The organism is Catellatospora methionotrophica, assembly GCF_011297335.1.
GTDB lineage: Bacteria > Actinomycetota > Actinomycetes > Mycobacteriales > Micromonosporaceae > Catellatospora > Catellatospora methionotrophica.
Genome location: NZ_JAAOTJ010000035.1, coordinates 1 through 14,094 on the forward strand (window position 1 = coordinate 1; position 14,094 = coordinate 14,094).

Annotated in this window: 17 protein-coding genes; 9 read left to right on the forward strand and 8 right to left on the reverse strand. The window is 72.2% G+C overall.

Features of this window, described 5'->3' with window-relative positions:
* Positions 1–248 precede the first annotated feature (248 nt).
* Positions 249–1,280: an extracellular catalytic domain type 2 short-chain-length polyhydroxyalkanoate depolymerase gene (locus HAV40_RS36135; protein WP_166388810.1), complete on the reverse strand. Its 1,032-nt coding sequence runs from the start codon at positions 1,278–1,280 to the stop codon at positions 249–251.
* Positions 1,281–1,436: 156 nt separating this feature from the next.
* On the opposite strand from HAV40_RS36135, the gene HAV40_RS36140 reads away from it, so the two are divergent.
* Complete coding sequence (locus HAV40_RS36140; RefSeq protein ID WP_166388811.1) at positions 1,437–1,787, forward strand: S24 family peptidase; 351 nt, start codon at positions 1,437–1,439, stop codon at positions 1,785–1,787.
* 226 nt (positions 1,788–2,013) lie between these two features.
* On the opposite strand, the gene HAV40_RS36145 is transcribed toward HAV40_RS36140, so the two are convergent.
* The 3 genes from HAV40_RS36145 to HAV40_RS36155 form a co-directional block, all read right to left on the reverse strand.
* Entirely contained in the window at positions 2,014–2,829 is an 816-nt protein-coding gene (locus HAV40_RS36145; RefSeq protein ID WP_166388812.1) for an SDR family NAD(P)-dependent oxidoreductase, read from the reverse strand.
* Positions 2,826–4,190: a flavin-containing monooxygenase gene (locus HAV40_RS36150; protein WP_166388813.1), complete on the reverse strand. Its 1,365-nt coding sequence runs from the start codon at positions 4,188–4,190 to the stop codon at positions 2,826–2,828. Before HAV40_RS36150 ends, HAV40_RS36145 begins: the two co-directional genes overlap by 4 nt.
* 66 nt (positions 4,191–4,256) lie before the next feature.
* Positions 4,257–4,901: a TetR/AcrR family transcriptional regulator gene (locus HAV40_RS36155; RefSeq protein ID WP_166388814.1), complete on the reverse strand. Its 645-nt coding sequence runs from the start codon at positions 4,899–4,901 to the stop codon at positions 4,257–4,259.
* Between the two features lie 66 nt (positions 4,902–4,967).
* Here HAV40_RS36155 and HAV40_RS36160 point away from each other — a divergent pair, with 66 nt between their 5' ends.
* Together HAV40_RS36160 and HAV40_RS36165 are read left to right on the forward strand one after the other, a co-directional pair.
* Positions 4,968–6,296 (forward strand): MFS transporter, encoded by a 1,329-nt coding sequence (locus tag HAV40_RS36160; protein ID WP_166388815.1) that lies wholly within the window; start codon positions 4,968–4,970, stop codon positions 6,294–6,296.
* Between the two features lie 41 nt (positions 6,297–6,337).
* Positions 6,338–6,721 carry an MmcQ/YjbR family DNA-binding protein gene (locus tag HAV40_RS36165; RefSeq protein ID WP_166388816.1) on the forward strand — a complete coding sequence of 128 codons (384 nt, stop codon included), beginning with the start codon at positions 6,338–6,340 and terminating at the stop codon, positions 6,719–6,721.
* Positions 6,722–6,725: 4 nt separating this feature from the next.
* Here HAV40_RS36165 and HAV40_RS36170 read toward each other — a convergent pair whose 3' ends face one another.
* Complete coding sequence (locus tag HAV40_RS36170) at positions 6,726–7,058, reverse strand: DUF952 domain-containing protein (protein WP_166388817.1); 333 nt, start codon at positions 7,056–7,058, stop codon at positions 6,726–6,728.
* 182 nt (positions 7,059–7,240) lie between these two features.
* Here HAV40_RS36170 and HAV40_RS36175 point away from each other — a divergent pair, with 182 nt between their 5' ends.
* Positions 7,241–7,687, forward strand: coding sequence for a hypothetical protein (locus tag HAV40_RS36175; protein ID WP_166388818.1), 447 nt, complete (start codon positions 7,241–7,243; stop codon positions 7,685–7,687).
* A 70-nt stretch (positions 7,688–7,757) separates the two neighbouring features.
* Here HAV40_RS36175 and HAV40_RS36180 read toward each other — a convergent pair whose 3' ends face one another.
* Both HAV40_RS36180 and HAV40_RS36185 read right to left on the reverse strand, forming a co-directional pair.
* Complete coding sequence (locus HAV40_RS36180) at positions 7,758–8,303, reverse strand: EF-hand domain-containing protein (RefSeq protein ID WP_166388819.1); 546 nt, start codon at positions 8,301–8,303, stop codon at positions 7,758–7,760.
* A gap of 138 nt (positions 8,304–8,441) precedes the next feature.
* On the reverse strand, positions 8,442–9,434 hold the full coding sequence (locus tag HAV40_RS36185) for an aldo/keto reductase (protein ID WP_166388820.1): 993 nt from the start codon (positions 9,432–9,434) through the stop codon (positions 8,442–8,444).
* Between the two features lie 72 nt (positions 9,435–9,506).
* On the opposite strand from HAV40_RS36185, the gene HAV40_RS36190 reads away from it, so the two are divergent.
* The gene (locus HAV40_RS36190) at positions 9,507–10,130 is read left to right on the forward strand and encodes a TetR/AcrR family transcriptional regulator (protein ID WP_166388821.1); all 624 of its coding nucleotides are present in this window, start codon (positions 9,507–9,509) and stop codon (positions 10,128–10,130) included.
* A gap of 32 nt (positions 10,131–10,162) precedes the next feature.
* Positions 10,163–10,993: an oxidoreductase gene (locus tag HAV40_RS36195; protein ID WP_166388822.1), complete on the forward strand. Its 831-nt coding sequence runs from the start codon at positions 10,163–10,165 to the stop codon at positions 10,991–10,993.
* Between the two features lie 67 nt (positions 10,994–11,060).
* Here HAV40_RS36195 and HAV40_RS36200 read toward each other — a convergent pair whose 3' ends face one another.
* Positions 11,061–11,963 carry a carbohydrate kinase family protein gene (locus tag HAV40_RS36200; RefSeq protein ID WP_166388823.1) on the reverse strand — a complete coding sequence of 301 codons (903 nt, stop codon included), beginning with the start codon at positions 11,961–11,963 and terminating at the stop codon, positions 11,061–11,063.
* Between the two features lie 186 nt (positions 11,964–12,149).
* Here HAV40_RS36200 and HAV40_RS36205 point away from each other — a divergent pair, with 186 nt between their 5' ends.
* The 3 genes from HAV40_RS36205 (at position 12,150) to HAV40_RS36215 (ending at position 14,070) form a co-directional block, all read left to right on the forward strand.
* Complete coding sequence (locus HAV40_RS36205; RefSeq protein ID WP_239086434.1) at positions 12,150–12,644, forward strand: anthrone oxygenase family protein; 495 nt, start codon at positions 12,150–12,152, stop codon at positions 12,642–12,644.
* 99 nt (positions 12,645–12,743) lie between these two features.
* Positions 12,744–13,145 (forward strand): YchJ family protein, encoded by a 402-nt coding sequence (locus tag HAV40_RS36210; protein ID WP_166388824.1) that lies wholly within the window; start codon positions 12,744–12,746, stop codon positions 13,143–13,145.
* Between the two features lie 112 nt (positions 13,146–13,257).
* Entirely contained in the window at positions 13,258–14,070 is an 813-nt protein-coding gene (locus tag HAV40_RS36215) for a TIGR03084 family metal-binding protein (RefSeq protein WP_166388825.1), read from the forward strand.
* Positions 14,071–14,094: the final 24 nt, after the last annotated feature.

Sequence of the window (14,094 nt, forward strand, 5' to 3'; positions counted from 1 at the left end):
GGCTCGATCAGCGCCCAACGCTCATCAGACAGATCGGAAGGATAGGGCCGGGCCCGCCGCGAAGACGTCACGACACGCGGTCCTACCAGCCCCCACCACAAATGTGTGGGACCTTCACGCCCGACACTCACCCCGCCGATCACAAACCAACACCAACCCGAACCAGACACCCTCTTAAAAAGTCGCGCCCTCCAGACCGCCTGGAGGCCGCGACTTTTTAAGAGTTGCGCGAGGAGGGGGAGGGTGGGTCAGGGGGCGAGGCGGCGGATCATGTTCATGAGGGATTCGAGTTGGGGGCCGCCTTTGATGGGGTAGTTGGTGTAGCCGAGGTAGCCCCACCAGTCCCAGCAGCCGTAAGGGTTCACGGCGGAGGCGGTGGCTTGGGGGTAGAGGACGACGGTCTTGTTGGTGTCGGCGTACTGGTTGAGGTTGGCGCGGTCGACGAAGGCGGTGCCGACGGCGTTGTAGCCCTGGGCGCAGCCGTGCAGGGCGACCAGCAGGCGGCAGCTCTGGCCGGACGCGCAACCGCTCGGCACGTACGCGAAGCCGCTGGCGCCCATGCTCAGCCCGGCCGCGAAGCCGTTGACCGCGAACGTGTTCTGGTCGAAGCGGATCAGCGAGCCGGTGAGCGGGCCGGTGTTGCGGGCGCTGACCGAGCCGTAGAGCTTGGCGAACATGGCGTTCTGCGGGTCGGTGCCGCAGTCGTTGAGGAACGGCGACGCGGTGGCCGTGCAGCCGCCGGTGCCGTACGGGGTGACCCAGGCGTGCCCGGCGGAGCTGGCCGCGTTGTAGGAAACGCTCGCACCGAAGTGCTGGTAGTAGCTGACCAGGTCGTCGGTGACCGACTTCTTGACGGTGCTGTCGTTGTCGCCGTGGAAGACGTACACGGGGTCGCCGGACAGCTGTGACGGCGGGTCGATCCAGCCGTAGCCCGACCACAGCGACGTGTACGACTTGAGGCTGCTCAGCTGCGTCGACCAGAGGTTGTCGCCGCACGCGTTGAGCGCGCGGCTCGCGTTGTACTGCGCGCAGTAGTAGGGCCCGGCGGCGAACACGGCCGCGCCTTTGATCCGGCCCGAGTAGGCCACGTGCAGCTGGGTCGCCATGTATCCGCCGGAGGAGACGCCGGCGACGTACACGCTGGAGATGTTGTAGGGCTTCAGGGTGCCGGCGACGGGCGGCACCGTGTACGGCGTCGCGGCGGTGGCGGGTGCGGCCGATCCGAGGACGACCAGCAGCGCGGCGGCGGCCGCGGCGGCGGCGCGGACACGTGGTGACATGACCGACTCCTTCCGGTGACAGGGGGTGGCGTCACCGTAGGCGCGGTTCGGGCCCGCCTCCAGCCGCGACGGGCACACATTTCGATGGATGCGCATGGCTCGCGCCGCCATGCAAATCGGTGGCCCCGGCGGACCCGGCCGGGCATCCTGTCGCGCATGGGAATGCTCGACAGCGTCGCCACCCGGGTCGCCGCCGGCGCGACCGTGCGGTTCCGGCCCACCGGCAACTCGATGGCCCCGCTGATCCGCAGCCGTGACCTGGTCACCGTCGCGCCGGTGGACCCGGCGGCGGTCCAGGCCGGCGACATCGTGCTGGTCCGCGTCGCGGGCGCGGTCTACCTGCACCTGGTGTCGGCGGTGGACGCCACGGGCGGGCGGGTGCAGATCAGCAACAACCGTGGCCGGGTCAACGGCTGGACCGGCCACGCCCGCGTCTTCGGCATCTGCACCGAGGTCGAGGGCGCGGCCCGGCCCCGGCTGGACGGCAAACTCAGGTGCCAGCCTTGACTGGGCGGCCATGGACAAGTTCGTCGTCGGGGGCGGGGTGAACGGCGAGTGGCAGACCGCGACGGGCGCGACCCCCGGCCAGGTCGCCGCCGGCTACCGGAGGCGATGATCGTCGTTTCAGGTCACATCCTGCGGTCTGACCGCAGATCATGACCCGAGACGGCGATCATCAACGCGGACCCGGACCTGGCCACGTCGACGTCCTCCGGCGGTGACAGTGTCGGGGTCAGCGGCCCGCGCGTCGGCGCATGCCCGCGGCCAGCGGGGCCTGGTCCAGGTCACCGGCGGCGAGCCGGGCGGTGATGGTGCGGCGCACGATCGCGGCGGCGAGCGAGGGCAGGTGGCGGGCCAGGAACAGCTCGACGCGGCCACGTCCGGTGGTCGCCACGTCGCGGGGGGCCTTGCGGGCGGTGGCCGCGCCGAGGATCGCGGCGACCACGCCGTCGGCGGGCTCGTACCGGGAGACGCCCTGCAGGGACAGTCCCGCCTCGGCGGAGGCGTCGTGGATCGGGGACGCGACCATGCTCGGGTAGACCACGCTCACGCCGATGTGGGAGCCGACCTCCAGGCGCAGCGCGTCGGCGTACGCCACGAGGGCGCGCTTGCTGACGCCGTAGGCGGCGGCCAGCGGCAGCGGCAGCAGGGCCATCCGGCTGGACACGAACACGACGCGGCCCCGGCTGCGCTCCAGCGCGGGCACCGCGGCGGCGGTGGTGTGCCAGGCCGCGATCAGGTTGACTTCCAGCTGCCTGCGGGCGGCGTCGCCGGGCGGCAGCTCGGCGGGCGCGGGGCCGCCGACCCCGGCATTGTTGATCAGCAGGTCGAGCCCGCCGAGGGTGTCCACGGCCTGCGTGACCGCGCCCGGCACCGCGCCGCCGTCGGTCAGGTCGCAGGCGATGACGGGGGTCGTGCCGACGGTGTCGGCGCGCAGGTCGAGGCCGACCACGCGGGCTCCGGCGAGTTCCAGCCGTGCGCACAGCAGGCGGCCGAAGGTGCCGTTCGCGCCGGTGACGATGACGCGCTGGCCGTCGAGGGTCCTCATCGGGCTGTCTCCCTGTGGTCGCCGCTGACGCTCGCTCTGGCGGTCCAGGTGACGCCCTGGCCTCTCCGGGCGCGGGCGGCCCCGTCGGTCAGTTCCTTCGCGGCGAGCGCGAGGTAGGCGTCGAAGTCGATGCGCATCGCGGGGCGGCGCTCGGCCCAGCGGTCGCGGGCGGCGCGGTGCTCGGCGGCGATGTCGGCGGCCTGGGCCGTGGCGTCGGGCAGCGCGTACTGCCCGGCCAGGTGGGCGGCGGCCAGGCGGGCCTGGGCCTCGACGACGGGCAGGGCGGAGCCGGTGGACTGCATCAGGCCGACGAACATCAGCCCGGCCGCCTGCTGGTGGAACACGTGCCGGAACAGCGGCAGCCGGTCCGCGCCGTCGCCGAGCAGTGCCGGGTCGAGGAACGGCAGGTCGATGTCGTACCCGGTGCACCAGACGACCAGGTCGATCTCGTCGGCGGTGCCGTCGGTGAAGTGGACGCGGTCGCCGTCGAAGCGCTCGATCGCGGGCCGGACGGTGATCTCGCCGTGGGTGATGCGGGACAGCAGGGAGTCCGACAGGGTCGGGTGGTCCTGCAGGAAGCCGTGCTCGGGGGCGGGCAGGCCGTAGGACGCGGGCTTGCCGACCGCGAAGCGCAGCATGGTCTGGCTGATGCGCTGGCGCAGCCGCCACGGCAGGCGCTTGGCCAGCGCCCCGTTGAGGGTGTCCGACGGCTTGCCGAGCAGGTGCTTGGGCACGATCCAGACGCCGCGGCGCAGCGACAGCAGGGTGCGCGGGGCGACGTGGGAGGCGTCGACGGCGATGTCCATGGCCGAGTTGCCGCCGCCGACGACCAGCACCCGCCGCCCGGCGAGCTGCTCGGGCCCGCGGTAGTCGTGGCTGTGCAGCTGCGCGACGCCGAGCTCGCCGGGGTAGGCGGGGGAGGGCAGCTTCGGGCGGCTGTTGTGGCCGTTGGCGACCACCACCGCCTCGACGTGCACGGTGGTGGTGCCGTCGGGGCCGAGCGCGGTGACCCGCCAGCCGTCGCCGACGCGGACCACCTCGGTGACCGTGTGCCGCAGGCGTACCGCGTCGAGCAGGCCGAAGCGCGTCGCGTAGTCGTGCAGGTAGCCCGCGATGCGGCTGTGGTCGGGGTAGTCGGGCCAGTCGGCGGGCATGGGCAGGTCGGCGAACTCGGTGCGGGTGCGCGAGGTGTTCAGGTGCAGCGTGCGGTACGCCGAGGAGTGCGGTGCGCCGTACACCCACAGGCCGCCGACCTGCGCCGCGGCGTCGAAGGCGAGGGCGGGCACGCCCCTGTCGGCCAGCGCCTTGAGCGTGGCCAGCCCGGCCGGCCCGGCGCCGATCACGGCGACACGTGGCGTCATACGTACCCTCCCCAATATCCAACGTCCGTTGGATATTGCGTCGGACAGGGTCCCCGCGTCAAGCGGTCAGGCGGGCGGCGGGTACATGCGGTCGAGCCAGCGGTGGGCGAAGGTGCGGAACTCGCGGCGCTGGCGGGCCCCGTTCGCGCCCGAGAGCAGGCCGACGACGTGGGCGTGCACGGACCAGACCAGGCTGCGTACGGCCAGGTGCGGCTGGGGTTCGCTGAGCACCCCGGCGGCGTCGGCCTCGGCCAGCACCTGCTCGACCGCGTGGTACAGCGGCTCGCTGTAGCGGGCGTCCAGTTCAGCGTGCCGGTCCGGTTCCAGCCACCGGCGCAGCCAGAGGCCGGTGACCTCGGGCCGGTCCTCCAGGAAGTCGATGAACACGTCGACCAGCTCGTGCAGCGCGGCCATGGCCGGGCCGGGCCCGTCGGCGAGCCCGGCCCGAGCGGTGGCGACGGCCCTGGTCAGCGCCTCGCTCTCGGCCGCGAACACGCGCGCGAAGCAGCACTCGTACAGCGCCGCCTTGGTGCCGACGTGGTGGTGCACGGTGGCGACGTCCACGCCGCACGCGGCCGCGACCTCGCGCATGCCGACGGCGTCGAAGCCGCGCCGGGCGAACAGCCCCGCCGCCGCCTCGACGATCACCTCGGGCGTGGTGCGCTGGTCCGCGCGCCGGGGGCGGCCCGGTCCCCGTCGGGGTGTAGTCATGCGCTCCATCGTGCCCTACTATCCAGCAAGCGTTGGATTACACCCGCGGACGGGCGAGGAGAGGGTATGGACGAGGCGGCGCGGCTACCCCGCGGCGGCATGCTGGCCTTCGCGAGCGGGTCACTGGGCATGGGCACCTGGGTCACCGTACCGGGCCTGCTGCTGCTCTACTTCCTCACCGACGTGCTCGCCGTCTCGCCGCTGGTCGCCGGGTTCGTGCTGCTGCTGCCCAAGATCGCCGACGTGCTGCTGCACCCGTGGGTCGGCCACCTCTCCGACGCCGACCTGGCCCGCCGTGGCCACCGCCGCCGCCTCATGATGCTGGGCTGCGGCCTGCCGCTGGCCTTCGCCGCCCTGTTCCTGGTGCCCGGCGGGCTGCTCGGCAACTCCGCCGCCGCCTGGGTCGCCGTCGCCTTCATCGCGGGCAACCTGCTGTTCGCCGCGTACCAGGTGCCCTACCTGTCCACGCCCGCCGACCTGTCCATCGGCTACCACGAGCGCACCCGCCTGATGGGCTTCCGGATGGTCGTGCTGACCGTCGGCATCCTGCTCAGCGGGGTGCTCGCGCCGATGATCGCGGGCAAGGGGGACCCGACCCGGTCCGGATACGCGCTGATGGGTCTGGTTCTCGGTGCGTCGATGCTGGTCACCATGCTGATCGGGATCGGCGGGGTGCGGCGGCTGACCGCGCTCGCGCCGAGCCCGGCGACCACCGTTCACGGCAAGGCCGGTCTGCGGACCCTGCTGGTCGCCCTGCGCGACCCGCAGTTCCGCTGGCTCGTCGGCTCCTACCTCGCCATGTCCACCACCAGTCACCTGGTGCTGGCCGCCGTGCCCTACTACGCCGAATACGAACTCGGCCGCCCCGGCCTGACCACCGTGCTGGTCGCCGCGTTCGTCGCCCCGGCACTGCTGGCCACCCCGGTCTGGGTCGTCGTCGCCCGCCGCATCGGCAAGCAGCCCGGCCTGCTCATCGCCCAGGGCGCGTTCGTGGCCGGGTCGGTCGTGCTCGCCTTCGGCAGCGCCGTGGGACTGCCCGCGCTGATCGGGGCGGTCGCGGTGCTCGGCATCGCGTTCGCGGCGATGCAGCTGCTGCCGTTCTCGATGATGCCGGACGTGATCCGTGCGAGCGGCGCCGACGGCACCACCCGCGCGGGGACCTACACCGGCGTGTGGACCGCAGCGGAGGCCACCGGCGGCGCGCTCGGCCCGTACGTGTACGCGGCCTGCCTGACCATCGGCGGCTTCGTGGCCAGCAGCGCGGGCACCGACGTGGTGCAGTCCGAGACCGCGCACACGATGATCCGGCTCGGCTTCGGCGTCGTCCCGGCGGTGCTGATGGTCGTAGCGATGCTGCTGCAGCGCCGCTACACCCTGGACCGCACGCTGCGCTGAACCCGGCTAACCTGTGCGTATGCAGACAGCAGGGCGCACCGGTGGCTGACGCCGACGACGTACGCCGGCTGGCACTCGCCCTGCCCGAGGTGGCCGAGATCGACAGCGAGGGCTTCGACTTCCGGGTCGCGAACAAGGGTTTCGTCTGGTCCTACCCCGAGCGCCGACCCGGCCGGCCGCGCGTCATCCGCACCGACGTGGCCGTGCTGTACGTCGGCGACGAGGCGGAGAAGCAGGCCCTGCTGCTCGGCGAGCCCGACCTGTTCTTCACCACGCCCGGCTACGACGGCTTCCCGCTGGTGATGCTGCGGCTGCCCCGCGTCGACGTCGCCCGGCTCACCGAACTCGTCACCGACGCGTGGCGCATGCGCGCCCCGGACGATCTTGCGCGGCAGTACGACGACGCCGACTCCCGCCTCCCGTAGCCGGCTAGCGCGGCAGGGCCTCGTCCACGGCGGCCGCCCCGGCGACGCGGTACACCGCGACGACGGCGCTGCGCAGCAGCGGCCCGTACACGTGGGGGAAGACGCCCCGGTCGCGGGACTCCTCCCAGCGCAGCGTCTCCGTGACCGCCCGCGGGTCGACGGCGACCACGACGAGTTCCGGCTCGCCGCCGAACACCCGCAGCGCGGTGGCGGCGACCTGATCGCGCGACGAGAGGTGGACGAACCCGGACGCGTGGTCGAACGGCGAACCGTCGAACTGCCCGGCCTGCTCGAGCGCCGCCCACTCGGACGGCAGCAAGATCTTGTAGATCAGCACCGGACCACCATGTCAGAAGGCTCCTGACCGGCGGCAGCCCGGTCGAGCGCGCCTACGCGGGCGAACCGGGGCGCGTTGCCTGACCGCCCCGTGTGGAACCCGCCCGGTGTTCCGTCGGACGGCACGGGCATGATCCACGCGGTGGGCGCGGCCGGCGTGTTCACCGCTCAGGGAGGCACGACATGACCGGATCCGCCGCGATGGCACACGAGACCGCGTACGAGGAGCTGTCGGAGTTCCTGCTGCTGCCGGAGGAGGACGCCCACCCGGTGCACGAGGTGCGCGGCTGCGTGTGCAGGCAGTGCGGCGGCCGGTCGTTCAAGGTCGCGGTCATGGCCGAGGACGAGGGTTCGGTGCGCCGGACCTGCGTGTCGTGTGGAACGCACGGGTTCATCGCCGACAGCGCCGAGTTCTGGGACGACGACGAGGAGATCGAGGTCTGCGCCTGCACCTGTGGGCACGAGGAGTTCGCCGCGGCGGCGGGCTTCTCGCTGTATGAGGACGGCGAGTCCGACGACGTCCGCTGGGTGTACGTCGCGCTGCGCTGCGAGTCCTGCCAGGAGATCGGCGTCTACGAGGACTGGAAGATCGGCTACGGCCCGAGCGGCCTGCTGCTCGACCAGGTCTGATCATGCACGTGACGACGTCAGGGCCTGCCGGGGCGAGGTGGCCGGGGCAGGCCCTGACGTGTGGTCGCGGTCAGACCCGGCCGAAGAACCAGTTGCCGGGGGCGGTCTCGTCCGCTCCGATGTAGAACTGGCGTACGCCGACCATCAGCTCCTCGATGGTGAGGTAGCCGTCCTCGTCGGCGTCGAGCTTGTCGAAGGCGAGGTTGATCTCGCCGACCGGGGTGCCGAAGGCGCGCTGCATGGTCGCGAACTCGTCCCGGCTGACCCGGCCGTCGTCGTCGGTGTCGGCCAGGTGCAGCACCGCCAGCGCGCCGGGCCGGAAACTGCGGTCGAAGGCGTCGCCGTGTACGAACGCCGAGGTGAACCCCTGACGCCACTCCTGCGGGCTGAGCTTCTGGTCGTCGTTCACGTCGAGCGCCTTGGCCAGTTCCTGCCAGAACGTGGAGAAGTCCTCGGCGATGCGCTGCGCTTTGGGCGCGTCGTGCGCGGCCCCGAACTCCGCCAGCAGGCGCAGGCCGAGATTGGTGAGGTCCTGCTGCTCGACGAAGCCGCTGCGGTCGTTGTCGAGGTGGCCGAAGGCCTTGTCCAATTTGCGGAGCTGCATCTCGTTAGCCATGCCGGAAATCTATTCCGAGAATGCACATAATGTCGATATCGGGCAAACCTTCTTCATTCGGAAGTGTGGCTTGCCCGGTCAGGTTCTTGACCTGCCCGCCGTGTGTGGAGCGTGAACTCGCCGGTCGGCTTCCCGGGCTCACAGGCCTGTCATACGTTCCATGTGCTCGGGGTAGCGCTCCCCGGCGACCTCGATCTGCGCGGTCGCCCGCTCGATCTCGGCCAGGTCGGCGGGGGTCAGCAGGATGTCGGCCGCGCCCAGGTTCTCGGCGAGCCGATCGACCCGGCGGGTGCCGGGGATCGGCACGATCCAGGGCTGCCGCGCGAGCAGCCACGCCAGCGCGATCTGCGCGGACGTCGCGCCCCTGGCTGCGGCGATCGTTGCCAGCAGGTCGACCAGGGCCTGGTTGGCCTTGCGGTTCTCCTCGGTGAAGCGCGGGATCCCGGCGCGGATGTCGGCGCTGGTGAACGTGGTGTTCTGGTCGATCGCGCCGGTCAGGAAGCCCTTGCCCAGCGGGCTGAACGGCACGAAGCCGATGCCCAGTTCCGCCAGCGTGGGCAGGATCTCGGCCTCCGGGCCACGGGTCCACAGCGAGTACTCGCTCTGCAGCGCGGTGACCGGCTGGACCGCGTGGGCACGCCGGATCGTCTGCGCGCTCGCCTCGGACAGCCCGAAGTGCTTGACCTTGCCTGCCCGGATCAGCTCGCCGACGGCTCCGGCGACGTCCTCGATCGGCACATCCGGATCGACGCGGTGCTGGTAGAAGAGGTCGATCGCGTCGACCCGCAGCCGCCGCAGGCACGCCTCGGCCACCTGCTCGATGTGCTCGGGGCGGCTGGACAGCCCGGTCTGGCGACCGTCACCGTCGAACGCGAAGCCGAACTTGGTGGCGATGACCACCTCGCCCCGGAACGGTTCCAGAGCCTCGCCGACCAGTTCCTCGTTGACGAACGGGCCGTACACCTCGGCGGTGTCGAAGAAGGTGACCCCGCGCTCCACGGCGGCGCGGATCAGCGCGATCATCTCGTGCCGGTCGCCGGGGTTCGGGCCGTAGCTCTGGCTCATGCCCATGCAGCCGAGGCCGAGGGCGGAGACCGCCAGGCCGCTGGTGCCCAGTGTGCGCTTGTCCACCTGGCCATCCTAGGGCCAGCCTTCTCCGACATTTGTTGGCGAAGTAGCCCTGAGGCTCGCTACGCTGGCCTGGTGGGAAGCGAGGTCAGGACCGGGCAGGGGGGCACGCACAGCCGTGATCCCCGGGCCGTACGCACCCGGGCCAGGCTCGCTGAGGCGTTCACCGCCGTCGCGGGCCGTCAGCCGGGAGCGCCGGTGTCGGTCAGCGCGATCGTCGCGGAGGCCGGGCTGAACCGGTCCTCCTTCTACGCGCACTTCGACACCACCGGCAGCCTGGCCGTGTACGTGCTGGAGCAGGCCCTGCGGGCCATCTCCGAGCAGGACGTCCAGGTCCGGCTGGTCGGCCGGGCCACCGGCCGCGACGCGTCCCGGATCGTGCTCGGGCACATCGTCGACCAGGTGGACAGCCAGCGCGGTGAGCTGCTGGCCGTGTTCGGCTCGGCAGAGGGCGGGGCCGCGACGGCGCGGTTCGGGCGGCAGCTCGCCGACAACATCGCGTACTACTTCCAGCGCCTGCGGTTCGCACCGACACGCCCGCCCGGCGAGCTGGCGACGACCGCCGTGTTCCTCGGCCACGGCCTGGCGGCCGCGATCGTGGACCGGCTCACCGCCGCCGCGCCGTGCCCGCGCGAGGAGCTGATCGAGATCCTGGTCGGCCTGGTGCCGTCCTGGGTGGACGCGTCGGTCCCACGCTGACCGCAGCACAGCAGGAGCAACAGGGGGGACTCATGGCGAAGAACTGGCTGATCACCGGAACGTCCAGCGGGCTCGGATACGAGCTGGCCAAGGCGGTGCTGGAGCACGGTGACAACGTGGTGGCCACCGCGCGGCGGCCCGAAACCCTCGACGAACTGGTACACAAGTACGGCGAGCAGGTCCGGGCGGTGGCGCTCGACGTCACCGACCCCGACGCGGCCCGCGCCGCGGTGCAGGCCGCCGTGGACGCGTTCGGCACGCTCGACGTCGTCGTCAACAACGCGGGCTACGCGGTGTCCGGGTCGCTGGAGGAGACGCCCGACGCCGACTTCCGGGCCCAGATCGAGACCAATCTGTACGGCGTCGTGAACGTCACCAGGGCCGCGCTGCCGGTGCTGCGCGGGCAACGGCACGGGCACGTCATCCAGTACTCGTCCATCGGCGGGCGGGTCGGCGGCACGCCGGGGCTCGGGGCATACCAGACCGCGAAGTTCGCCGTGGAGGGCTACTCGGAGGTGCTGGCCAACGAGGTCAGGCCGTTCGGGGTGAAGGTCACCATCGTGGAGCCGGGCGGGTTCCGCACCAAATGGAGCGGTGGCGCGGCGCAGCTGGCGGCCCCGGTCGGCCCGGACTACGAGGCGTCGGTAGGCGCGATGATCAAATTCCGGGAGCAGTATGTCGAACCCGGCGACCCGGTTCGCGCGGCGAAGGCGGTCATCGACATCGCGGGGTCCGACGACCCGCCGCTGCGGCTGCTGCTCGGCTCCGACGCGCTGAAGCGGGCACGGGAGTCCTCGGCCGCCCGCGCCGCCGAGACGGAGAAGTGGGCCGACGTCACGGTGTCCACGGACTTCCCCGCCTGATCATGCGATGGGCCGCTCCGCGCCGGGGTGGCCCATCGCCGGTCGAGGCACGCAGGCTGCCCGCGACTCAGGCGGCGCGCGCCACGGCCGCGGCGAGCTGGTCGGCGGTGATCAGCTCCTCGTGCGTCCCGGCCGCGCCGCACGCGAACGCGCCGGACACCGATCCGGCCAGCACGCACTCCTCGATCGGGCGGCCGGTCAGCCAGCGGCTCATGAACGCGGTGCTGAATCCGTCGCCCGCGCCGTTGCTGTCGATCACGGGCCGCTCGGGGGAGACCGCCGGAAACCGCCGCACCTCGGGGGAGTCCCGGGTCGCGACGCGGCACCCCGCCGCGCCCGCGGTCGCCACGACCACCTGCGCCCGGCCGCTGGACAGCACCGCGAGCATGGTCTCGTCGACGCGCTCGGGAGCCGCCTCGGCGCTGAAGAACACCAGGTCGGCGGCGCGGGCCAGCGGCCATACCCAGTCGAGTTCGCCGTCCCACGCGTGCAGGTCGGTGGAGGTGGTGACGCCCAGCTCCCGGGCGTCGGCGAACGCTCCGGCGGCCCGGAACCCGGCGACGTGGGCGTGCCGGGCGCGCCGCAGGTACGGCAGGTAGAAGTCCTGCGGCAGCACCAGGTCGTGCGGGTGGCGGCCGTCGAAGAACGAGAACCGGCGGCCCGCCTTGTCGACCAGGTTCACGGCGCGCGGCGTGCCGTTCGGGGCGGTGACATGGCTGAAATCCAGGCCCAGTTCGGCGTATCGGGCCAGCACCAGCGCGCCGAGCATGTCCTCGCCGAGGAAGTCGATCAGCTTGGTGCGCAGGCCCAGGGCGTGGAAACCCAGTGCGACGCCGTTGCCGGAGTGCGCGACGTAGTCGCGGATCGGCGCCACCGGCAGGAAGTCGCCCGGCGGCACCGCCAGCTCCGGCACCTGCACGATGGTGTCCACACCGACGCCGCCGAGCACCAGAACGTCGTACCCGGACATGACAGACCGCCTCCCCGATGTGTGGTCCAAGCACCCGGAGCGGCGGGCTGACCCACCCTAACCCCGGCTAGATCTTCCCGCAGTCCCCGACCGGATTCTCGCCCAGTCGAGCCGCGCCGCCGCGACAGCGCCGATTTCCCGCCCGGCATAGGATCGCGGCGGCCAGGCGGCCACCAAGGGGGCGATGTGGACATCATCAGGATGGTCGTGCCGATCGCGGCGACGGTGACGATGGGGATCATGGCAGGCGTGTTCGGGCTCTACTCCCACACCGTCATGCCAGGTCTGCGCCGCACTGACGACCGGACGTTCGTCGGTGCGTTCCAGGCGCTCGACCGGGCGATCATCAACCCGTGGTTCATGCTCGGCGGCTTCCTCGGCGCGCTCGTGTTCACTGCCGCATCGGCGCTGCTCCTGCTGGGGGCGGGCGGTTCCGCGCTGGCCTGGACCGTCGCGGCGCTCGTGCTGTACCTGGTGGCCTTCGTCGTCACGGTCGCCGTCAACGTGCCGATGAACAACGCGATCAAGGCCGCCGGCGACCCGGACGGGATCGCTGACCTGGCCGGGCTGCGGGCCGCGTTCGACGAGGCCAGGTGGTCGCGGTGGAACCACGTCCGCACCGTGGCGACCACCGTCGCGCTGATCTGCCTCGCCGTCGCGCTGCTGCGCTACGGCCGCTGAGCCGACCGAGCAGGTCGAGGGCGGCCTGCTCGCCGGATCGAACAGGTCCGGAGGGTGTCTCGTGCGAGGTCGACAGGTCGATGAGCCACCATGGAGACCATGGCACGAGCACGCAGGAAGCCCGATCCGCAGCCCACCGCCTGCCCGTGCGGGACGGGGCAGCCGTACGAGCAGTGCTGTGGGCGCTGGCACCAGGGCGGTGAGGCGCCGACCGCCGAGCAGCTGATGCGCTCGCGGTACAGCGCGTTCGCGCTCGGCGATGCCGCGTACCTGCTGCGCACGTGGCATTCCAGCACCCGGCCGCGGGAGCTGGAACTGGACACCGGCCCGCGCTACACCGGGCTGGAGGTGCTGGCCACGGACCGGGGGAGCATGTTCGACACCGAGGGCACGGTGCTGTTCCGGGCCCACTACCGCGACGGCGGCCGGCCGGGCGCGCTGGAGGAGCACAGCCGGTTCCTGCGCGAGGACGGGCACTGGCGTTACCTGAGACCCCTCTGATCCGGTCGTGCGTTCGGCGGACCGCAGACGACTCCGTCGAATAAAATCAAGCACGCTTGACTTTTTTGTGGCCCGGAGGAAGGGTGGAGCCGACTGGGAGGGAGCACCCCTGATGGCCGAACTAGAGGCGCTGCTGGCTGATCTCGACGCCGAGAGCGCCGACGCCGACCGGCTCGTCGCCGACCTCGCACCCGGGCAGTGGGCCACCCCCACGCCCGCTGCGGGCTGGACCGTCGCCCACCAGATCGGCCACCTGCTGTGGACCGACGAGCGCTCCCTGCTCGCCGCCACCGACCCGGCGGGGTTCGCCGGCGCGCTGGAGGAGATCGCGAACTCGCCGGACCCATTGCGGTTCGTCGACGCCGGGGCGCAGCAGCTCGCCGTGCTCCCGCCCGAGCAACTGCTCGACCGCTGGCGGCAGACCCGCACCGCGCTGCGGGCCGCGCTCGCCGCCGTCCCGCCCGGCACCCGGCTGCCCTGGTACGGGCCGCCGATGAGCGCCGCGTCCATGGCCACCGCCCGGATCATGGAGACCTGGGCGCACGGCCAGGACCTCGCCGACACCTTCGGCGTGACCCGGACACCCACCGGGCGGCTGCGCCACGTCGCCCACATCGGCGTACGCGCCCGCGACTTCGCGTACGCCGCCCACGGTCTCGACGCGCCGATCGCGCCGTTCCACGTCTGCCTGACCGGCCCGGACGGCGACGAGTGGAGCTGGGGACCGGCGGACGCCGCTCAGCACGTCACCGGCCCCGCGCTCGACTTCTGCCTGCTGGTCACCCAGCGCAGGCACCGCGCCGACCTCGCTCTGCGCGCGGAGGGCGCCGACGCCGACCGCTGGCTGGACATCGCGCAGGCCTTCGCGGGGCCGCCCGGCGTCGGCCGCGCTCCCGGCCAGTTCGCCCCAGGGGCCGCCGCATGAGCAGGCGAACCACGGCCGCAGGGC